The 19,588-nt window shown below is 71.4% G+C and carries 19 protein-coding genes; 12 read left to right on the top strand and 7 right to left on the bottom strand.

Going from position 1 to position 19,588, the window contains the following annotated elements; translation table 11 throughout:
* Window positions 1-605, top strand: a 605-nt coding sequence (msrA, locus tag AC1DXK_RS25280) for a peptide-methionine (S)-S-oxide reductase MsrA (protein WP_477299391.1), incomplete at its 5' end; no start/stop codon positions are given.
* Window positions 606-740: 135 nt separating this feature from the next.
* On the opposite strand, the gene AC1DXK_RS25275 is transcribed toward msrA, so the two are convergent.
* Together AC1DXK_RS25275 and AC1DXK_RS25270 are read right to left on the bottom strand one after the other, a co-directional pair.
* On the bottom strand, window positions 741-1,682 hold the full coding sequence (locus AC1DXK_RS25275; RefSeq protein ID WP_457106443.1) for a prephenate/arogenate dehydrogenase family protein: 942 nt from the start codon (window positions 1,680-1,682) through the stop codon (window positions 741-743).
* Window positions 1,675-2,790, bottom strand: coding sequence for a pyridoxal phosphate-dependent aminotransferase (locus AC1DXK_RS25270; protein ID WP_457106444.1), 1,116 nt, complete (start codon window positions 2,788-2,790; stop codon window positions 1,675-1,677). Before AC1DXK_RS25270 ends, AC1DXK_RS25275 begins: the two co-directional genes overlap by 8 nt.
* A gap of 162 nt (window positions 2,791-2,952) precedes the next feature.
* Between AC1DXK_RS25270 and AC1DXK_RS25265 the strand changes: the two genes are divergently transcribed.
* The 7 genes from AC1DXK_RS25265 (at window position 2,953) to cysC (ending at window position 8,640) form a co-directional block, all read left to right on the top strand.
* Window positions 2,953-3,249 carry a hypothetical protein gene (locus tag AC1DXK_RS25265; protein ID WP_457106445.1) on the top strand — a complete coding sequence of 99 codons (297 nt, stop codon included), beginning with the start codon at window positions 2,953-2,955 and terminating at the stop codon, window positions 3,247-3,249.
* 134 nt (window positions 3,250-3,383) lie between these two features.
* Window positions 3,384-3,551, top strand: coding sequence for a hypothetical protein (locus AC1DXK_RS25260; protein ID WP_457106446.1), 168 nt, complete (start codon window positions 3,384-3,386; stop codon window positions 3,549-3,551).
* A gap of 81 nt (window positions 3,552-3,632) precedes the next feature.
* The gene (locus tag AC1DXK_RS25255; RefSeq protein WP_457106447.1) at window positions 3,633-3,812 is read left to right on the top strand and encodes a hypothetical protein; all 180 of its coding nucleotides are present in this window, start codon (window positions 3,633-3,635) and stop codon (window positions 3,810-3,812) included.
* Window positions 3,813-4,280: 468 nt separating this feature from the next.
* On the top strand, window positions 4,281-5,486 hold the full coding sequence (gene metX / locus AC1DXK_RS25250; RefSeq protein ID WP_457106448.1) for a homoserine O-acetyltransferase MetX: 1,206 nt from the start codon (window positions 4,281-4,283) through the stop codon (window positions 5,484-5,486).
* Between the two features lie 17 nt (window positions 5,487-5,503).
* Window positions 5,504-6,214 (top strand): methionine biosynthesis protein MetW, encoded by a 711-nt coding sequence (gene metW / locus AC1DXK_RS25245; protein WP_477299390.1) that lies wholly within the window; start codon window positions 5,504-5,506, stop codon window positions 6,212-6,214.
* Window positions 6,215-6,815: 601 nt separating this feature from the next.
* Entirely contained in the window at window positions 6,816-7,937 is a 1,122-nt protein-coding gene (locus tag AC1DXK_RS25240) for a hypothetical protein (protein WP_457106450.1), read from the top strand.
* A gap of 82 nt (window positions 7,938-8,019) precedes the next feature.
* Window positions 8,020-8,640: an adenylyl-sulfate kinase gene (gene cysC / locus AC1DXK_RS25235; protein ID WP_457106508.1), complete on the top strand. Its 621-nt coding sequence runs from the start codon at window positions 8,020-8,022 to the stop codon at window positions 8,638-8,640.
* 410 nt (window positions 8,641-9,050) lie between these two features.
* Here cysC and AC1DXK_RS25230 read toward each other — a convergent pair whose 3' ends face one another.
* Both AC1DXK_RS25230 and AC1DXK_RS25225 read right to left on the bottom strand, forming a co-directional pair.
* A complete protein-coding gene (locus AC1DXK_RS25230) occupies window positions 9,051-10,037 on the bottom strand; it encodes a catalase family peroxidase (RefSeq protein ID WP_457106451.1) in 987 nt (328 codons plus the stop codon).
* A 264-nt stretch (window positions 10,038-10,301) separates the two neighbouring features.
* Window positions 10,302-12,635, bottom strand: a complete 2,334-nt coding sequence (locus tag AC1DXK_RS25225; protein WP_457106452.1) for a lytic transglycosylase domain-containing protein — start codon at window positions 12,633-12,635, stop codon at window positions 10,302-10,304.
* A 200-nt stretch (window positions 12,636-12,835) separates the two neighbouring features.
* Between AC1DXK_RS25225 and dapA the strand changes: the two genes are divergently transcribed.
* From dapA to AC1DXK_RS25210, 3 genes are all read left to right on the top strand, one after another.
* Complete coding sequence (gene dapA / locus AC1DXK_RS25220) at window positions 12,836-13,735, top strand: 4-hydroxy-tetrahydrodipicolinate synthase (protein WP_457106453.1); 900 nt, start codon at window positions 12,836-12,838, stop codon at window positions 13,733-13,735.
* 15 nt (window positions 13,736-13,750) lie between these two features.
* Entirely contained in the window at window positions 13,751-14,224 is a 474-nt protein-coding gene (smpB, locus tag AC1DXK_RS25215; RefSeq protein ID WP_457106454.1) for an SsrA-binding protein SmpB, read from the top strand.
* A gap of 265 nt (window positions 14,225-14,489) precedes the next feature.
* Window positions 14,490-15,059 (top strand): peroxiredoxin, encoded by a 570-nt coding sequence (locus tag AC1DXK_RS25210; RefSeq protein ID WP_457106455.1) that lies wholly within the window; start codon window positions 14,490-14,492, stop codon window positions 15,057-15,059.
* Window positions 15,060-15,063: 4 nt separating this feature from the next.
* Here the strand turns inward: AC1DXK_RS25210 and AC1DXK_RS25205 are convergent, their stop codons facing one another.
* The 3 genes from AC1DXK_RS25205 to rpoZ form a co-directional block, all read right to left on the bottom strand.
* On the bottom strand, window positions 15,064-15,702 hold the full coding sequence (locus AC1DXK_RS25205) for a LabA-like NYN domain-containing protein (RefSeq protein WP_457106456.1): 639 nt from the start codon (window positions 15,700-15,702) through the stop codon (window positions 15,064-15,066).
* A 345-nt stretch (window positions 15,703-16,047) separates the two neighbouring features.
* Complete coding sequence (locus tag AC1DXK_RS25200; protein ID WP_457106509.1) at window positions 16,048-18,306, bottom strand: RelA/SpoT family protein; 2,259 nt, start codon at window positions 18,304-18,306, stop codon at window positions 16,048-16,050.
* A 199-nt stretch (window positions 18,307-18,505) separates the two neighbouring features.
* Window positions 18,506-18,916 carry a DNA-directed RNA polymerase subunit omega gene (rpoZ, locus tag AC1DXK_RS25195; protein WP_010685409.1) on the bottom strand — a complete coding sequence of 137 codons (411 nt, stop codon included), beginning with the start codon at window positions 18,914-18,916 and terminating at the stop codon, window positions 18,506-18,508.
* A gap of 292 nt (window positions 18,917-19,208) precedes the next feature.
* Between rpoZ and AC1DXK_RS25190 the strand changes: the two genes are divergently transcribed.
* On the top strand, window positions 19,209-19,588 hold a 380-nt coding region (locus tag AC1DXK_RS25190; RefSeq protein ID WP_477299389.1), incomplete at its 3' end, for an ACP S-malonyltransferase.

The following is a 19,588-nucleotide window of genomic DNA, read 5'->3' as shown; positions in this document are numbered from 1 at the left end:
GCCTGCCGGAGGCCGCCATCCAGGCCGGCGAGGCGCCGGGCTCGCGCGTGGCGGTGTTCGCCGGGGGCTGCTTCTGGGGCGTCCAGGGGGTGTTCCAGCACGTCCGGGGGGTGAGCAGGGCGGTCTCGGGCTACGCGGGGGGCACCCGCGCGGATGCCGATTACCGGACGGTGAGCGGCGGCGGGACCGGCCATGCCGAGGCCGTGGCGGTCACCTACGACCCGGCCGCGATCCGCTACGATGACCTGCTGCGGATCTTCTTCTCGGTGGCGCTGGACCCGACGCAGGTGGACCGCCAGGGACCCGATACCGGCCGGCAATACCGCTCGGCCCTGTTCCCGCAGGATGCCGAGCAGGCGCGGGTGGCGCGGGCCTACATCGCCCAGCTCGACGCGGCCAAGGTCTATGCCCGGCCGGTCGCCACCAAGATCGAGCTAGGCGCCGCGTTCTACCCGGCCGAGGCCTACCATCAGGATTACATGGCCCTGCACCCCGGCCACCCGTACATCGCCGCCAACGACGCGCCGAAGCTCGAAGCCCTGAAGCAGCTGTTCCCGGAGCGAACGGCGGCGCGGCCGGTCCTGGTCAACCGCCCGCCGGCGTGAGCGCTCTCACCGTCATCACGAGCGCAGCGAAGTGACCCAGGGCAGCGCGACAGCCTTGAGCGTGGCGCCACCCTGGATTGCTTCGCGCCGCTCGCAAGGACGACGGTGCGAGCATCGCGAGCCGTCCAGACTTCCCTACTCTTCCGGCGGCCGCGGCCGGCCGAAATCCGGGGCCGCGGTCTCCTGGCCCTGCGCGACGATGCTGCGCCGGATCGCCCGGGTGCGGGTGAACATGGCGTGCAGGGCGTCGCCGTCGCCCCAGCGCACCGCCTTGGCCAGCGCCGACAGGTCCTCGTTGAACCGCCCGAGCATCTCCAGCACCGCCTCGCGGTTGTTGAGGAAGATGTCCCGCCACATGGTCGGGTCGGAGGCGGCGATGCGGGTGAAATCGCGGAATCCGCTCGCCGAGAACTTGATCACTTCGGATTGCGTCGCCGCTTCGAGGTCGGCCGCGGTGCCGACGATGTTGTAGGCGATCAGGTGCGGCAGGTGGCTGGTGATCGCCAGCACGTGGTCGTGGTGCTCGGCGCTCATCGCCTCGACATTGGCGCCCATGCCTTCCCACAGCGCCCGGACCCGCTCCACGGCTGCCGGGTCCGTGCCCTCGGGCGGGGTCAGGATGCACCAGCGGCCGTTGAACAGGGTCGCGAAGCCGGCATCCGGACCCGAGAACTCCGTTCCGGCGATCGGGTGGCCGGGGACGAGGGCGACACCCTCGGGCAGGTGTGGCCGGATCGCCGCCACCACGGCGCCCTTCACCGAGCCGACATCCGACACGATGGCGCCGGGCTTGAGATGCGGTGCCATCTCGGCGGCCGCGTCCCCGATGGCGCCCACCGGCACGCACAGGATCACGAGGTCGGTGTCGGCCGCGCCCTCGGCCGGGTCGCCCGTGACGACGTCGGCGATGCCGAGTTCGCGCACCCGTTCGCGCACGGCCGCGTCGCGGTCGACGGCCACGACCGTGCGGGCGAGGCCGTAGCGCCGCGCCGCCCGGGCGATCGAGGAGCCGATCAGGCCGAGGCCGACGATGGCGAGGCGTTCGACCACGGGCTCCGCCCTGGGCGTCTCAGGCATGATGGCCCCGCACGAAGTCGCCGAGCGCCGCCAGGAAGGCTTCGTTCGCCTCCGCGCCCGCCACCGTCACCCGCAGGGCGTTCGGCAGGCCGTAGGCGGTGACACGCCGGGTGATCAGACCGCGCTCGGTGAGGAAGGCGTCGGCGTCGGCGGCCGTGCGGCCCGGCGCGTCGGGGAAGTGGATCAGCACGAAATTCGCCACGCTCGGCGTGACGGTGAGCCCGAGCGCCCGGGCGCCCTCGGTGAGCTTCGGCAGCCACGCGGCGTTGTGGGCGGCGGCCGCCGCCATGTGCGCCTCGTCGCCGATGGCGGCCGAACCCGCGGCGATCGCCGGGCCCGAGACGTTGAACGGGCCGCGGATCCGGTTGACCGCGTCCACCACGTGGGACGGCGCCACCATCCAGCCGATCCGCACGGCGGCGAGCCCGTGGATCTTCGAGAAGGTGCGGGTCATCACGACGTTCTCGGATTCCAGCGCCAGCTCGAGCCCGGCCGAGTAGTCGTTGGCCCGGACGTACTCGGCGTAGGCGCCGTCGATCACCAGGAGCACGTGCGGCGGCAGGCCGGCATGCAGCCGGCGGATCTCGTCGAAGGGCAGGTAGGTGCCGGTCGGGTTGTTGGGGTTGGTGACGTAGACGATCCGCGTCCGGTCGGTGACCCGGGCCAGGATCGCGTCGACATCGACCGTGAGGTCGCGCTCGGGCGCCACCACGGGCGCGCCGCCCGAGGCCAGGATGGCGATGCGGTACACGAGAAAGCCGTGCTCGGAATAGATGCCCTCGGTACCCGGCCCGCCATACGCATAGGCGAGCAGGGAGAGCAGCTCGTCCGAGCCCGCGCCGCAGACGATCCGCTCGGGATCGAGACCGTAGCGCCTGGCGATGGCGGTGCGCAGCGCCGTGGCACGGCCGTCCGGATAGGTCTCCAGCTTGGCGGTCGCCTCGTGGAGCGCGGCGAGCGCCGCCGGGCTCGGGCCGAGCGGCGTCTCGTTCGACGAGAGCTTGTAGACCTTGCCGCCGCCGGGCCGCCCGCTCTTGCCGGGCACGTAGGTGTCGATCGCCAGGACGCCGGGGCGCGGTTCCGGACGGGCGGGTCGGGGGGCGGACATGGGAGGCGACTCGGGATTCGCGGGCTGGAGGGCTTGCGCGCCCGTCTACAACATTTCCCGTGCCGGTGAACCCGGCCCTCCGCGGCGCCGGTCCATGGCTCTCGCGGCCGCGTCGCCCTACTTCTCCCGGGCCACGCATCGGCCTGCGACAAGGAGAGCACCATGCCCCTCGAACGCTATCTGGACGGCGGCGCCCACATCCTGCCCGCCGACGAAACCCTGATCCGCTTCGCCATGACGAACGGCCAGCGGGTGATCGGGATCGACGTGCCGATCCCCGTCCTGCGCCAGCGCTTCGCGGGCGGACCCGACCTCGCCCCCCTCGACCTGTTCGCCCGCAACCAAGCGGCGATCGAGGCCGCCGCGAGTCGCGCCTACGACCGGACCGAGACGCCGAACGACCTGCTCGACATGGGACCGGAGGATTTCGACACGCAGCCAGCCTCGACCAAGCTCTGAGGCCGAGGATCCATCCGCGGCAAAACCGCGACGCGCAAATGTCGCGGGGCACTCGCCACGTTTCGGCCTGTTGATCCGGGAGAACGGGGGCGCGTCGGGCGTGCCGCGCCCCACAGCGCCTGGATGGATCGACGATGCCCGGTGACCTGATCCCCTGCAGCCTGTTCCTGATCGGGATCCTCATGTCGGTGGCTGCGGATTGCCGCCTGCGCCGCGTCGAAGCCGCGCCCTGGGCCAACGGCTGCATCACGGCCGCCGGCGCGGCCCTTGTCTTCGCGGCCTGCGCGACCGCGATGCGCTGAGGAACATCGGCCTCCGGCCCGGCTTTTCCAGCGGGAAGCGGGCGCCGCCCCAGGGTGCGCGGTCGGCTGGACGAGGTGGTGATGGTTTCGTTTCAGGCGGTGATCGGCTGCGGTCTCGTTCTCGCCGGGATCCTCATCGAGAGCGCGGCGAGCCGGCACTGGCGCGGCGGGATCCGCGCCGACCGGCTCGATGCCCGGGCCGCGCTCGCGCTGGGCCTGCCGGCGCTGGGGCTGGCCGTGATGGCGGCACCGATCGCGTGAGGGCAGGCGTTTAGGGCGCAGCCTCGATCCTGTGTCCGGGCACATTGGCGCCCGCGATGGGTGATTGGAGACCTTCGCCATCGCGGCGACAGCGCGCGTGGGACGCGCGTGGGAGATGTCCAGTGCGTGCCGTGTTGAACCGCGTTCCGGACGGTGCAGCGCGCTTGGTCGAGCCGCCTTGGCGGCGTACGCGACGCGCTCCGACCGGCGCATCGGCGGCTGTCCTTCGAGCGACCGCATCCGGCGGGACATCCCGTCTCTCCGATGCGCGCGACCCGGACCGAGCGGCCGCGTCCGCGCTGCGTCGGACGCGGCCAGACGGGCCTGACCCCCTTGCGCGCGTTGACGCTTGGCGTCCGGAGCATTACCTCCGGGGCTGCTGGCCGCGTCGGGCGAGTGCGGCGCGTCAGCCGGCACCCTGCTCTCCCGGTTCGGATCCGATCGGATACACGGTCGTCAAGACCCGCCATGGACACCCAACCGGACACGGCTCTGCGGCCGGACCCGATCGACGAGCCGTCGCGGCGCGCCTCCGAGCGCTCGCAGGCGCTCGACCCGAAGAGCCCGGTGGCACGCTTCTCCGCGGACACACCGCTGCTCACCGATGCGGGCGTCGAACTCGCGCCCTTCCAGATCGCCTACCAGACCGCCGGCACCCTCAACGCCGCCCGTTCGAACGCGGTGCTGATCTGTCACGCGCTCACCGGCGACCAGTACTTCGCCCACACCCATCCGGTGACGGGCAAGCCGGGCTGGTGGGAGACGCTGGTCGGCCCCGGCAAGCCGATCGACACGGACCGCTACTTCGTCGTCTGCTCGAACGTCATCGGCTCCTGCATGGGCTCCACCGGCCCGGCCTCGATCGACCCGGCGACGGGGCGGCCCTATGGCTTGAACTTCCCGCTGGTGACGATCCGCGACATGGTCCGCGCCCAGGCGATGCTGCTGGAGCGCCTCGGCATCCAGGATCTGTTCCTGTGCATCGGCGGCTCGATGGGCGGGATGCAGGTGCTGCAATGGGCCGCGCTCTACCCCGAGCGCGTCTTCGCCGCGATGCCGATCGCCACCGGCGCCCGCCACTCCGCGCAGAACATCGCCTTCCACGAGGTCGGCCGTCAGGCGATCATGGCCGATCCCGCCTGGGCGGACGGGCGCTACCTCGAGGCGGGCACGCGGCCCGCCAAGGGCCTGGGCGTCGCCCGGATGGGCGCACACATCACCTATCTCTCCGAGCCGGCCCTTCACCGGAAGTTCGGCCGGCGCTTCCAGGGCGGCTCGGCGCCGACCTTCTCGTTCAACGCCGACTTCCAGATCGAGAGCTACCTGCGCCATCAGGGCCTGAGCTTCGTCGAGCGGTTCGACGCCAACGCCTACCTCTATCTCACCCGGGCCATGGACTATTTCGACCTCGCCGAGGACCACGGCGGCGTGCTGGCCAACGCGTTCCGGGGCACCAAGACCCGCTTCTGCGTGATCTCCTTCACGTCGGACTGGCTGTTCCCGACCCGAGACTCGCGGGCGATCGTCCACGCGCTGAACGCCGCCGCGGCGCCGGTGGCCTTCGTGGAGGTCGAGAGCGACAAGGGCCACGACGCCTTCCTGCTCGACGAGCCGGCGATGTTCTCCGCCGCCCGCGGCTTCATCGACGCCGCCGCCCGGGCGCGCGGGCTGTGAGTGGCCGGCCGGGCAAGATGACGTTCGGCAAGATGCCCCTGGGCAAGGCCGCGCACCGGACCCCCTGGGAGCGGGCCGACACCCTGCCCCACGCGGTCGGGGGCGGCGKCGACCGGGTCGACCACATCGTGGTCCTCGGTCTCGTGCCGGCAGGCGCCCGGGTCCTCGATATCGGCTGCGGTGACGGCTCCCTGCTGGCACTGCTGCGCGACCGGCGCGGCATCGACGGGCGCGGGATCGAATTGTCCCGCGAGGGCGTCAACGCCTGCCTCGCCCGCGGCCTGTCGGTGATCCAGGGCGACGCCGACACCGACCTCGCCAATTACCCGGACGGCGCCTTCGACGTGGTGGTCCTGTCCCAGACCATCCAGGCGACCCGCAATCCCCGGGTGGTGCTGGAGCACCTCCTGCGCATCGGCCGGCAGGTGATCATCTCGTTCCCGAATTTCGGGCATTGGCGGGTCCGGTCCGAGCTGGCCTTCCGCGGACGCATGCCAGTCACCGAGATCATGCCGGATGCGTGGTGGGAGACACCCAACATCCACCATTGCACGATCCGCGACTTCGTCGGCCTCTGCCGCCTGATCGGCGCCCGGATCGAGCACGCCACGGCATTGGACGCCCGCGGCCGGCCGATGCGGTTCTCGATGCCGTGGTGGGTCTGGAACCTGTTCGGCGCACAGGGGGTGTTCCTGCTCCGGCGCGCGGACGCGGAGGCCGAGGGCTAGGGCGCGCCGCAGGGCAGCGATCGCCGATCGGGACCGAGACGGGTTTCCTCTCCCGAGCGGGCTCGAGGCCCTACACGGATCGCTCAGGCGCCGAGACCGTCAGGACTGCGCGTGGCTTTCCCTCCCCGTCCCGGGCAAGGGGTGGGGTGGTGCGGAAGGCACCCACACCGCTTGACCCGGCGCGCCCCGCCTCCGAGGCTTGCCCGCAACGAGAGGAGCGCGCCGCCTCAGCCGGTGGGGAAACGTCGTCGTCCGTCGGGGCTGCGCCCTCCGGTACTCGCATCGAGATCGGACCGAAGCCGCCTCGTCCCGCCATCCCGCGGCGGCCTGTCCGGTGCGGACGGCGGTGCGCGGTCCTCCGCCTCTGGAGCCGCCGGCTCCGAACGGTCACGCCGGGGCCGGCCGCCGCGTCCGGCATGTCCTGAAATAGAGCAGAAACGGAGCTTGGCTATTTCTGGTCGCGTTCCCGTGATCGGACCGTGATTACGGATTTGGCAGGCTCTTTCCCGAGACATCCGCGTCCTTGAGGGAGACGTGGATTGTGCTCTTCTGGGCTGAGACCTGGCCGCAATCACGCAGTCCAGCGAGGTCGACAGCACAGGTGCGCCGCGCGATCGTCCATATCGGCATGCCGCGAACCGGCTCGACCTCGTTCCAGGAGGTCCTGACCCGCCTCAGGCCGCGGCTCGACTCCGTCGGGATCTGCTACCCGGCGCTCGCGCCCCCCGGATCCCCGGGGAGCGACGACGTCAACCACTTCCGGCTCGGCCAGGCCCTGGACCGCCGCCGCCCCGCCGCGGAGCGCCGCGACGCCCTCGCACGCCTCGACGGGATCCTCGGCACCACCCGGGCGGACACCCTGCTCCTGTCCTACGAGGACTTCTCCGTGCAACGCCCCTGCTGGTCCGTGCCGGAGACCCTGCGGGCGCTCTTCGCGCGGCACGGCTTCGCCCTGGAGGCGGCGCTGGTGGTCAAGCCACAGGGGGAGCAGCTGGCCTCGGCCTACGCCCTGCGAACGCAGGTGGTCTGCGAAGGCCGAACCTTCCGCGGTTTCCTGCGCGGCGAGGGCGCGTCCGGGCGCTACGATTACGCGGCCCGGCTCGAACCCTGGCGGCGTGCCGCGGCGGGACGGGTCGTTGCCGTGCCCTACCGCGACCGCCGGTCCGAGGCGCCGCTGCTCCGGCGGTTGATCGACGGTCTCGGGCTCGGCGAGCGCCTCGCGCCGCTGATCGATCCGGCCGACCTGGACTATCGGACGAACCGGAGTTCCGGACCCGTCGCGGTCGAGGCCGCGCGCCGCCTGTACCGGCTCGGCGTGCACAGGCAGGTGATCGGGCATCCTCGCCGGCTCGGCCATTTCCTCGACGACTGGGCGTGGGCGCGGGGACTCGACGCGGATCGGTTCCGCGGAGACGATTCGGAGGGCCTGGTGCGGGTGGCGACGCGCTTCGCGAGCGCGAACGCCCGCTTCGCCGCATCCTGCTGGGGGCAATCCTGGGACGCGGTCGTCGCGCCCGCCCCCGCAGCCCCTCCGAACGAACTCGCCGCGCGCCCGATCGCGCCGGAGACGGAGGCCCTGGTCGATGCGCTGGTGACGGCCGCGACGGCGCACGCCGCCTTCCGCCCGCCGCCTGCCTGGCGGCGGCACGCGGCACACCTCCTGGAGGAGGCCAGGGAGCGCGTCGGCGACGCCATCGGCTTTCCGGTCTGGCGCGTGCCTTAGGCGCCGCATGCCGGACCCCCGACCACGCAGACTTTTCCGGACAACGGGCAGCCGCGCGCGGCGCATGCCCCAGGCGGTGGATATGGGCGTCGTGCAGAAGATCCCGACCGGCGTCACGTGGCACAGGCTCCAGCCCCGGGAAGAGCGCTGGGCGCGTCTCGGACAGCTGCCGGTGATCGCTTGGCTGACCGGCCTGTCGGGGGCGGGGAAGTCGACCCTCGCGGCGGAAGCCGACCGGACGCTCCTGGCGGCCGGCCGCCACAGCGCCGTCCTCGACGGCGACAACCTCCGCCACGGGTTGAACGCCGACCTCGCCTTCTCGCCGGAGGACCGCGCCGAGAACGTCCGGCGCACCGCCGAGGTGGCGCGGCTGATGGCCGAGGCGGGATCGGTGGTGATCGTCTCGCTGATCTCGCCCTACCGGGCCGACCGGGCGCTGGCGCGCCGGATCGCTGGCGACATCCCGTTCCTGGAGGTGTTCGTCGATACGCCGCTCGGTCTGTGCGAGGCCCGGGATCCGAAGGGCCTGTACCGGCTGGCCCGCGCCGGTCGCATCCCGGGTTTCACCGGCATCTCGGCGCCCTACGAGGCGCCGGAGCGGCCGGACCTGACCGTCCCCACGGAAGGCCGCAGCACGGAGGCCTGCGCCCGGGCCTTGAGCGTATTGCTGATGCGCTTGAGTCAGGCTGCCGAGGGGGCGTAGCCGCGATGTTCATGCATCCGGCTCGGGCACGGGCGCTGGCGGCCGAGCGCGACGCGCCCCCTCTCCCGTGCGGGAGAGGGTTGGGTTGAGGGGCGGGACGCGTCAGGATCGAGCACGCGGTCGACGGGCGGACCCGTCGCGCTGTCTGCGGATGCCGCGCATCCCTCACCCTCTCCCGCACGGGCCTCGGGCCTGCCCGAGATCCGCACCGAGGAGCCCCATTCGGGCACGCCCGACTCGGGTGGAGAGGGGACCCGCGCCCGGTCCCGACGCCGCGTTGCCAAGGGAGATGCGTGAATCCGCCAGGCCGCTACGAAGGGCACCGACAGGTGCGGCGCAGGTCGAACCCTGCGCGGCGTCGCGGCGATGGGCGTGCGATCGGCGATCCCGGCCGTCCGTGGCGGTGGGCGCTACTGCGAACGGCGGCTGAACGAGACCGCGTAGGCCTGGACGCGGGCGTCGATCAGCGGGTCGTCCGAGACCTCGATGCCGTCGGTGAGGTTGTTGGGCATGAACAGCAGCGCCTTCTCGGCCTCGGCGCTGTCGGGCACGACCTTGTTCACCGTCACGGTGCCGAGATCGACCGTCTTGCGGTCGTCCGGCCAGGCCTTCGTGGCGTCGTTCGTCGGGTCGCCCGGCTCGGCGAGCTGGGCCAGCATCCTGAATTGTGCCGGCGTCTTGGCGACCCGCGGGCCGATCTCGGCCATCAGGAAGTTCGGATCGCGCTTGGCCGCCTCCTCGGGCGGCAGGATCTCCTCGCCCTGCACCGGTACGAAGCGGAATCGGAACGGCTGCCGCTTGCCGGCGTCGTCGACGAAGAGGAAGGCGTTGACGCCGTTATAGGTCTGTCGGGCGAGGCTCGATGGGGTCTTGGCGGTCCCGCCCGCGGTGGCGGCGGCCGGATGGGCGGCGGCGAAGCGCTCCAGCGCGGTGGGATGCGCGGCATTCGGGCCGCTGTCGGCGACGGCCTTCAGGAGGTCGCGGAACTCCTCGCCCGTGGCGACGGGGAAGTATTTCAGCGCGTTGGTGACGACGTCCATCTCGGCGCCGTCGCTCAGCTTGAACTTGAGGGCGAGGCCGTGCGGGTTGGCGTCGGCGACGCCGTCCGGGATGGTCGGGACGCCGGTGGCGTCCGAGAAGCGGACCGTCACCGGCACGGCCGGCCCCTTGAACAGGGAGGCCTTGCTGATCTTGGCCGCCTCGGGCGACGGGGTGAAGCTGCCCTCGGCGACCACGCCCTTGGCGTGGTTGGCCCGCGCCCCCGGATGCTTGCCGAACAGCGTGTTCATCACGTCGATCGTCTGCTCGGCGGTGGAGGCCTCCTGGGCCAGGGCCGGGGCGGCGGCCACGAGCGCGGTGCCCAGCAGAAGGGCGAAACCCAATCTCGAACGCATCATGGGGGAACCTCTCGGCGGCGCGGGCTCTTGGCGGGCTCTTGGGAGCCGGTCAATGCGGAACGGCCCATCTTGTAGGGAGAGAAGGGCCAAAGGCACAACCGCAAGCTTCGCCGCGGCGGCGTGCGGGTTACGTCCCGGCGGCAGGCTGCTGGTCGAGAACTTCGTCTTTGCGAGCGGAGCGAAGCAACCCAGGGCAACGCGACGTCCGGCGGTCCGGCGCGACTGGGTTGCTTCGCTCCGCTCGCAAAGACGGTGTGGAGCTCGCTACCGCGCCCCGCGGTGGAGGTCGCCGTCGATCAGCAGGGCGCTGCGACTGTCGAGTCGCGAGCGGTAGACCTGCAGGTTCTCCATCACCCGCTGCACGTAGTTGCGCGTCTCCGTGAACGGGATCCGCTCGACCCAGTCGATCACATCGACGTCGCCCTTGCGCGGGTCGCCGTAGGCGTCGATCCACTTCTTCACGTTGCCGCCGCCGGCGTTGTAGGAGGCGAAGGCGAGCACGTAGGAGCCGCGCCAATCCTCCATCAGCTCGCCGAGATGGGCTTGGCCGAGCTTGGCGCAGTAGGCGGGATCGCTGGTCAGCCGGTCGACGTCGAACGCCGCCGCGACCCGGCGGGCGGTGCGCTGGGCGGTGGCCGGCATCATCTGCATCAGGCCCCGGGCGCCGACGCCCGACTGCGCCCGCGGATCGAACTGGCTCTCCTGCCGGGCGATGGCGTACACCATGGCCCGCTCCACCTGCGGCACCGCCGTGAAGGTCTCATAGGCGGGGATCCCGATCGTCGGGTAGGCGTGGGCGTCCAGCGGCAGGCCCCGCTGCACCGCGAGCTTGCCGATCGCCACCAGGGCGCGGGGGTCCTTCATGTCGGTGGCAAGGTCGCCGAGCGCCTGCAGTTCGCGCGGATCCGACAGGTCCCGGGCGGCGTCGATGTAGAGCGGCAGCGCCAGCTCCTTGATCCCGGCTTCGCCGAGCAGGCGCAGGGCGCGGATGTAGAGCCGCCCGTCGAAGGCCTGGCGCTCCGCGCCCTCGAGGTCGGCCGGCGCCCGCAGGGGCAGGCTGGTCTGGCCGAGCCGCGCCCGGGCCACCTGGCCGTAATAGGCGATCGGCTGGAGGGCCGCGCGCTCGTAGAAGCGCTTCGCCTCCTCCCCCTGGCCGAGGGCCTCGGCTGCCCGTCCCTGCCAGTAGGCGGCCCGCGCCAGCGAGATCGGGCTCTCCGCGACGGTGGCCATCCGGGCAAAATGCTGCGCGGCGGCGGCCGGATCGCCGGCGAAGCGCAGCGCGATCCAGCCGGCGTGGAACTCGGCCTCGATCCGCTTCTCCGGCGTGCGCGCCGCCTGCTGGCTCGCCACCGCGTAGGCGGTCCGGGCGTCGCCGAGGTCGAGGAGCTTGCGCGCCACGATCCGGCGCTCGATCCACCATTCGTCACCATCGACCAGCACGTCCGGATTGCTCGGCGCCGCGGCGAGCACGGCGGCGGCGGCCTCGGGCTTGTCGGCCCGGCGGAAATACTGCGCCCGGGAGAAGGTGTAGGAGGCGTCGCTGCGCAGCGACGGCGGCACCGCGGCGAGCGCGGCCGCGGCGCCGGAGGACTTGTCCTCCACGGCCCGGCGGGCGCGCACGAGGCTGGCATAGGCGCCGCCCGCGTAGCCCGCGGCCCGGCCGGCGCTCTCCCAATCGTCCTTCAGCAGCGCCCGCTCCATCCGGTAGCGGTGGTCGACCCGGGTGAGCGTATCGGGGAAGGCGTCGAGCACCTTCGCTTCCAGGCTCCGCCCGAAGCTCTCGGTGCGCCAGAGGTCGCGGACCATCTCGGCGGCGTCGGCCTCGGAGCCCTCGGCGCGCAGCGCGAGCGCCAGGGCGAACTTGCCCGGCGCGCTCGCCGGCTTCGCCGTGGCGAAGAAGGCCCGCACCGTCGCGGGGGATTTCCGCTCGGAGAGCAGCGCCTCCTCGGCCCGGCGGCGCAGAAGCGGGCCGGCCGGCCAGTCCGGATTGGCCCGGACGAACGCCACCGTGCGGTTGAAGCCGATGCCGGCGCCCGCGCGGATCGCCACCCATTCGAGCAGCGCCTTCGCGGCCGGATCGGTGAAGGTGTCGCGCATCCGGTCGCCGTCGGCGACCCGGCCCTTGCGATAGAGGTCGATGGCGCCGCGCAGCAGCGTCGGGTCGGTGTCGCCGGAGATCTTCGGCCGCGCGGGATCGGGCACCTCCGGCACCGGCGCCGCCGGGGTGACGGCGGCGTCGGGCAGCGGGAAGGCCACCGGGGCGTCGGGATCGGCGGAGGCGTAGGCCGAGGCCGCGGCGGGCAGCGCCCGCGCGGGTTCCTCGCCCTTGTCGTCGCCGCCTGAGGCGTGGACCGGGTCGAGCTTCAGGGCGTCGGCGGCGACCGGGTCGGCGGCCTTCTCGGCCTGCGCCCCCCGGACCTGCGCGGTCGAGAGGGCGGCGTCGCTCGCGGGCGGCGCGGGCTGTGTGGCCGGCGGCGTGGTCGCGGGCACGTCCGGCCCAGCTGGGCCGGCCAGCGCGACGCCGACGGTGGCGAGGAGCGCGGCGGCGGTGAGGGACGTGCGCTTCGGGGCCGGATGCGAGGCCGCGGATCGGATCACGATTTCCCCCTGCTGATCGCCGGAGCGGGAAAGACCGAGGTTGAGGCCGCGACCATTAAGATCGCGTTAACCGTCGTCACGATCTGTTTGCGCGCCGTGGCGCGACCGCCTATGTCTGCCGGCCCGTGCCCGTACGATGCGGACCACGCGCGGCACCGAGACCGCCGAAATCCCAGTTGAGACCCCTTGGGACGCCTGAGATGACCGAGATGACCGGGAGCCGCCTGCGGGGCTCGCTCACCGCCCTTGTGACGCCCTTCCGCGACGGGGCCTTCGACGAGGCCGCCTTCCGGAAATTCGTGCGCTGGCAGATCGAGCAGGGCAGCCACGGCCTCGTGCCCACCGGCACCACCGGCGAGAGCCCGACCCTCACCCATGCCGAGCACGACCGGGTGGTCGAGGCCTGCATCGACGAGGCGGGCGGGCGCGTGCCGGTCGTGGCGGGCGCGGGCTCCAACTCCACCGCGGAGGCGGTCGAGCGGGCGCAGCACGCCGAGCGCGCGGGCGCCGACGCCGTCCTGGTGGTGACGCCGTACTACAACAAGCCGACGCAGGCGGGCCTCTACGCCCACTTCAAGGCCGTCAACGATGCGGTCGGCATTCCGATCATCATCTACAACATCCCGCCGCGTTCCGTCGTCGACATGAGCGTCGAGACGATGGCCCGGCTCTTCGAATTGAAGAACATCGCCGGCGTGAAGGACGCGACCGCCAAGATCGACCGCGTCAGCCAGCAGCGACAGGCCATGGGTGCGAGCTTCATCCAGCTTTCGGGCGAAGATGCGACGGCGCTCGGCTACAACGCCCAGGGCGGCCACGGCTGCATCTCGGTGGTGGCCAACGTCGCCCCGCGCCTTTGCGCCGACCTGCAGGAGGCGACGCTCGCGGGCGACTACGCCAGGGCGCTGACCCTCCAGGACAAGCTGTTCCCCCTGCAAATGGGTCTGTTCGCCGAGGCCAACCCGGCGCCGGTGAAGTATGCCCTGTCCCGGCTCGGTCACATGACCGACGAGCTGCGCCTGCCGCTCGTGCCGGTGACCGAGCCCACGAAGCGCATCGTGGACGAGGCCCTGCGCCACGCCGGCCTTCTGGTCGACTGAGGGAAGTCACGCATCATGGCCCCGAAACCGGAGCCCAGTCGGCGCATCGTCGCCGACAACCGCGCCGCGCGCTATCACTACACGATCGAGGACACCCTCGAGGCCGGCATCTCGCTGACCGGCACCGAGGTGAAGTCCCTCCGCGGCGGCAAGGCGACGATCGGCGAGGCCTATGCCGGCCCCTCCGGCAACGACCTGATGCTGTTCAACGCCTACATCCCGGAATACCTGGAGGCCAACCGCTTCAACCACGACACCAAGCGCCCGCGCCGGCTGCTCCTGCACCGCCGCCAGATCAACAAGCTGATCGGCGCCACCCAGCGCCAGGGCTACACGGTCGTGCCGCTGAAGATCTACTTCAACGACAAGGGTCGCGCGAAGGTCGAGCTGGGGTTGGGCAAGGGCAAGCAGGCCCACGACAAGCGCGAGGCCGCGAAGGAGCGCGACTGGCAGCGCGACCGGGCGCGGCTGCTGCGCGACCGGGGCTAGATCCGAAGCGAGCACGCCGCCTTTCAGGGGCAGCTTCCGCGCCGCGTCATCACGAGCGCAGCGAAGTGACCCAGGGCAGCGCGACGTCTGCGAGCGTTACCGCTGGATTGCTTCGCTGCGCTCGCAAAGACGGCCGTTTCGACGTCCCCGGCAGAGGGTGTCTCGGTGGCCGGAATGCGATCGCCTTGGCGCTGACCGCGTGATGTCTCAAGATCCGAGATTCGCCGGTGCTGCGTCCCAAGCCTGCGATTCTGCGGAGCGACCCATGTCATCCACCCACGACGCCCTGCCCGACGACCTGCCCGTCCCCGTCGACGACGGCGCGGCGGATCATCTCCGCGGCATGCGGCTTCCCGACGTGGCGCTCACCGCCACGGACGGCAGAACCGTCTCGCTGGCGCGGCTTGCCGGACGCACGGTCGCCTACGCCTACCCGCGCACCGGCGAGCCGGGACAGCCCGGCCTGACGCCCGATTGGGACGCAATCCCTGGCGCCCGGGGCTGCACGCCGCAGGCCTGCGATTTCCGCGATCACCACGCCGCGTTGACGGCGCGGGGCGTCGCGCAGGTCTACGGCCTCTCGACCCAGACCAGCGCCTACCAGCGGGAGGCGGCCGAGCGGCTGCGTCTGCCGTTCCCGCTCCTGGCCGATCCGCACCGGGCCTTCGCGATGGCCGCGCGTCTGCCGGTCTTCGAGGCGGGCGGTCAGGTGCTGCTCCGCCGCCTCACCCTGGTGATCGACGACGGCGTGGTCAGCCGGGTCTTCTACCCGGTCTTCCCGCCGGATCAGAGTGCCCGGCAGGTGCTCGCATGGCTCGACGGGACGGACGCGTGAGGGCCTATTCCTCGGCCTCCGGCTGGCGGATGCCGTACCGGTTCTCCAGGCCCGGGTTCGCGCGGCCCTCGCCGCGATAGCGGCTCGGGGCCTCCCCGGCCGGCCGGGCCGGGCGCTCGCCGGGCTCGCGACCGATCCGGCCCGCAAGACTCGCGAGGTCGACGAACTCGTCGGCCTGCCGCCGCAATTCATCGGAGATCATCGCCGGCTGCGTCTGGATGGTGGAGATCACCGTCACCTTCACGCCACGCCGCTGCATCGCCTCGACCAGGGAGCGGAAATCACCGTCGCCCGAGAACAGGATCATGTGATCGATATGCGGGCTGAGTTCGAGGGCATCGATCGCCAGCTCGATATCCATGTTGCCCTTGTACTTGCGCCTCCCCATCGAGTCCGTGAACTCCTTCACGGGCTTGGTCACGACGCGGTAGCCGTTGTAGTCGAGCCAGTCGATCAGCGGCCGGATCGAAGAATATTCCTGGTCCTCGATCATGGCCGTGTAGTAAAATGCGCGAAGGAGGTTCTCGCGTGACTGAAATTCCTTAAGAAGCTTCTTGTAGTCGATGTCGAAGCCGAGGGCCTTGGTGGTGGCATAGAGGTTCGCACCGTCGATGAAGATGGCGCTGCGCTGGGTGGCTGGCATGAACAGGTCAAATCCCGAACAATAGGGGGCGACAAGAAATCGTCTGAACAAACGGCCAGGGTCCGCCCGAGGCCGACGGCCGGGGGCGGTGCGCCGCGATCACGGTCGTCAGTCTCTGCAATCCGGGGCGAAACCGTGCGGTCCATCTCTGTGCGACCGCTGCCCTGGCCGCCGGACCATTCGTTTCAAACGCGACCTTGTCAAGCAGAGCCGAAAACGTACGGCCCCGAAAACCTGGACTGATGAACTGGAAAGGCCGGCCGCAGCAGGCTGTTGTGATGAAGAGAAAGATTTACGAAGGTCGATCCTGTAAACCTCAGATGCGTCCGGCTGCGGCCCGCGGCCTCAGCCGTTCACGCGCTCCACGCTGTTGACCGGGCGCTTGCCGCGCAGCTCGGCGATGATCGCGTTGAGATGCTGGAGATCCCAGACCGACAGGTCGATCGTGATGTCGGTGAAGTCCTGGGTCCGGCGCTTCATCGAGATATTGTCGATGTTGCCGTCATGGTCGGCGATCACCTGGGCGATCTGGGCGAACACGCCCGGTTCGTTGATCGACTTCAGCGCCAGCCGGGCGGGGAAGCGCTCGCCGCCGAGTCCTTCGGTGTCCCAGCGGACGTCGAGCCAGCGCTCGGGCTCGTTGTCGAAGGCGGCGAGCGCCGCCGACTGGATCGGGTAGACAGTGACGCCGACGCCCGGCGTCAGGATGCCGACGATCCGGTCTCCCGGGACCGCGCCGCCATTCGGCGCGAAGGTCACCGGCAGGTCGCCCGCGAGGCCCCGGATCGGGATCGCGTCGCTCCGGTCCTCGGTCTGGCCGTCCTTGCCGCCCTCGGCGCCCGGGAAGGTCAGCCGCATGGTCTGGTCCGCCGACCGGACGAGGCGGCCCGCACCGTTGACGACCCCCTGCGCAGGGGAAGGCCGACGCTCGTCGCGGTGGTCGGGATAGACGGCCCGGACAACGTCGCCCGAGAACATCTCGCCCCGCCCCACGGCGGCGAACACGTCCTCGGTGGTCGCCCGGGCGAGCCGCGGAAGGGCGCCGCGGAGCTTGTCCTCCGAGAAGGTCTTGGCCGCGCGCTCGAAGGCCCGATCCAGGATCTGGCGTCCGAGCCCGGCATATTGCCGGCGCACGGCGGCCCGGGTCGCCCGCCGGATCGCCGCCCGGGCCTTGCCGGTCACTACGAGGGACTCCCAGGCCGCCGGGGGGGAGGCCCCGTCCGAGCGGCTGATCTCGACCTCGTCGCCGTTGGCGAGTTCGTGCAGCAGCGGCGCCATCCGGCCGTTGATCTTGGCGCCGACCGCAGTGTTGCCGACATCGGTATGCACGGCGTAGGCGAAGTCGATCGGCGTCGCCCCCCGCGGCAGGGCGATCAGCCGGCCCTTCGGGGTGAAGCAGAACACCTGGTCCTGGAACAGCTCGAGCTTGGTGTGCTCCAGGAACTCCTCCGGGCTGTCGCCCTCGGCGAGCAGCTCGATGGTCCGGCGCAGCCACTGATAGGCGCCGCTCTCGGCGGCGAGCCGCGGATGCACGCTGCCCTCGCGTCCCGGATCCTTGATCAGCTCGGAGCCGATCTCCTTGTAGTGGGCGTGGGCGGCGATGCCGTACTCGGCGATGTCGTCCATGGCGCGAGTGCGGATCTGCAGCTCGACGCGCTGGCTCTTCGGCCCGATCACCGTGGTGTGGATCGAGCGGTAATCGTTCTGCTTCGGGGTCGAGACGTAGTCCTTGTACCGGCCCGGGACCATCGGCCAGCTGGTATGGACGATGCCCAGCGCCGCGTAGCATTCTTCCACGGTGTCGACGACCACGCGGAAGCCGAAGATGTCGGAGAGCTGCTCGAAGGCAACGGACTTGCGTTCCATCTTCGACCAGATCGAGAACGGCCGCTTCTGCCGGCCGCTCACCTCCGCGGTGATCCCCTGAGCCCCGAGCTTGTCGGTCAGCACCTGCGCGATGGTCTCGACCACGCTCTCGGACTTGGCGGTGAGCCGCGCCAGCCGCTGCGTGATGGTGGCGTAGACCTCCGGCTCGATGTTGCGGAAGGCCAGATCCTCCAGCTCCTCGCGCAGCTCCTGCATGCCCATCCGGCCGGCGAGCGGCGCGTAGATGTCGAGGGTTTCCTGCGCGATGCGGTGGCGCTTGTCCTCCCGCATGTGCTGGAGGGTCCGCATGTTGTGCAGGCGGTCGGCGAGCTTGACGAGCAGCACGCGCACATCCGCCGCGACCGCGAGCAGCAGCTTGCGGAAGTTCTCGCCCTGCGCGGCCTGCTTCGACACGAGGTCGAGCCGCTTGAGCTTGGTCAGGCCGTCCACCAGGGCGCCGATTTCCGACCCGAACAGCCGGCGGATCTCGTCCAGGGTCGCCTCGGTGTCCTCGACGGTGTCGTGCAGCACCGCGGCCACGATGGTGGCGTCGTCGAGGTGGAGATCCGTGAGGATCGCCGCGACTTCGAGGGGGTGGGCGAAGAAGGGGTCGCCTGAGGCGCGCTTCTGCGTGCCGTGCGCCTGCATGGCGTACACGTAGGCGCGGTTGAGCAGCGCCTCGTCGGCGGCCGGGTTGTAGCGCTTGACCCGTTCGACGAGCTCGTACTGGCGCATCATCCGGCGCGACGGGGCCGAGTCCTGGGTGCTGCGCGGGGTCGGGATCACACGCGATTGTTCCGCAACCGCCGTGCCGGCGCCAGTCCCCGGCGGGGGAAAACCGGCCGGCGCCGCGCCGGTGTCGGAACGAGAGAACCCGGCGTCTCCGCCGGGTCCGGTCTCGGTCAGGTCGTGCGCATCCAGGCCCACGTGCTCCGGCTCACTCGCCCTCGTCGTCGGTCTCGACCGGCGGGGCGAGGTTCTCGAGGCCGCGCAGGAGATCCTCCTCGCTCATGCGGTCGAACTGGACCGCCGCGTCGTCGCTGGAGGACTGCGGTGCCACCGCGGCGGCGGCCGGCGAACTCGACAGCAGCGGCACGGTCTCGGCCTCCGGCTCGTCCACCTCGACGTATTTCTGCATCGAGTGGATCAGCTGCTCCTTGAGGTCATCGGCCGTGATCGTCTCGTCGCCGATCTCGCGCAGGGCCACCACCGGGTTCTTGTCGCGGTCGCGGTCGATGGTCAGCGGGGCGCCGGCAGCCAGGAGGCGGGCTCGGTGGCTCGCCAGCAGCACCAGCTCGAAGCGGTTCTCGACCTTCTCGATGCAGTCTTCGACGGTGACGCGCGCCATGCGGGGCGGCTCCTTGGGCTTGAGCGACGGGTGATGTCGGGTATGCCGGCACTCTACACCGGATGCCGTTGTGCAACAAGCACAGCGGGTTGCGCAGGGCGCGCGCCAGTGGGGCGTCCCGGGCCGGACGGGCGCGCGCGGTGGGGCGGCATCTGAGGCGTCACCTGGGGCGGCATGGTGCGACGCATTGTTGACACCCGCGGCCGCGGGTGCGAGTGCGCCCGCCATCCCAGAGTTTCGGCCGACACGGGCGGCGTCCGCGCGCCGATCGTGCCGGCGATCAGGACGCACCATGCGCGCACTCATCTTTCCGGGTCAGGGCAGCCAGGCGGTCGGCATGGCGCGGGACCTCGCCGAGGCCTTCCCGCAGGCCAGGGCCGTGCTCGACGAGGTCGACGCCGCCCTGGGCCAGAACCTGTCGCGGCTGATGTTCGCGGGGCCGGCGGAGGACCTGACCCTCACCACCAATGCCCAGCCCGCCCTGATGGCGGCGAGCCTCGCGGTGTTGCGGGTGCTGGAGGCCGAGCGCGGCCTCGACCTCGCGCGTGACGTGGCCTGCGTGGCCGGCCACTCGCTCGGCGAGTACGCCGCCCTCGCGGCCGCCGGCAGCCTCACGGTCGCGGACGCCGCCAGGCTCCTGCGCCTGCGCGGCGAGGCCATGCAGGCGGCGGT

The sequence above is a fragment of the Methylobacterium sp. P3_A11 genome (assembly GCF_056403155.1).
This window is presented reverse-complemented; position numbering and strand designations above follow the sequence as displayed.

What these genes read in the sequence shown, in the direction of transcription:
- AC1DXK_RS25275 (WP_457106443.1), bottom strand. Translation starts at nt 1,682, where the DNA reads ATGCCTGAGACGCCCAGGGCGGAGCCCGTGGTCGAACGCCTCGCCATC.
- AC1DXK_RS25270 (WP_457106444.1), bottom strand. Translation starts at nt 2,790, where the DNA reads ATGTCCGCCCCCCGACCCGCCCGTCCGGAACCGCGCCCCGGCGTCCTG.
- AC1DXK_RS25265 (WP_457106445.1), top strand. Translation starts at nt 2,953, where the DNA reads ATGCCCCTCGAACGCTATCTGGACGGCGGCGCCCACATCCTGCCCGCC.
- AC1DXK_RS25260 (WP_457106446.1), top strand. Translation starts at nt 3,384, where the DNA reads ATGCCCGGTGACCTGATCCCCTGCAGCCTGTTCCTGATCGGGATCCTC.
- AC1DXK_RS25255 (WP_457106447.1), top strand. Translation starts at nt 3,633, where the DNA reads ATGGTTTCGTTTCAGGCGGTGATCGGCTGCGGTCTCGTTCTCGCCGGG.
- metX (WP_457106448.1), top strand. Translation starts at nt 4,281, where the DNA reads ATGGACACCCAACCGGACACGGCTCTGCGGCCGGACCCGATCGACGAG.
- cysC (WP_457106508.1), top strand. Translation starts at nt 8,020, where the DNA reads ATGGGCGTCGTGCAGAAGATCCCGACCGGCGTCACGTGGCACAGGCTC.
- AC1DXK_RS25230 (WP_457106451.1), bottom strand. Translation starts at nt 10,037, where the DNA reads ATGATGCGTTCGAGATTGGGTTTCGCCCTTCTGCTGGGCACCGCGCTC.
- dapA (WP_457106453.1), top strand. Translation starts at nt 12,836, where the DNA reads ATGACCGAGATGACCGGGAGCCGCCTGCGGGGCTCGCTCACCGCCCTT.
- smpB (WP_457106454.1), top strand. Translation starts at nt 13,751, where the DNA reads ATGGCCCCGAAACCGGAGCCCAGTCGGCGCATCGTCGCCGACAACCGC.
- AC1DXK_RS25210 (WP_457106455.1), top strand. Translation starts at nt 14,490, where the DNA reads ATGTCATCCACCCACGACGCCCTGCCCGACGACCTGCCCGTCCCCGTC.
- AC1DXK_RS25205 (WP_457106456.1), bottom strand. Translation starts at nt 15,702, where the DNA reads ATGCCAGCCACCCAGCGCAGCGCCATCTTCATCGACGGTGCGAACCTC.
- AC1DXK_RS25200 (WP_457106509.1), bottom strand. Translation starts at nt 18,306, where the DNA reads ATGATGCGCCAGTACGAGCTCGTCGAACGGGTCAAGCGCTACAACCCG.
- rpoZ (WP_010685409.1), bottom strand. Translation starts at nt 18,916, where the DNA reads ATGGCGCGCGTCACCGTCGAAGACTGCATCGAGAAGGTCGAGAACCGC.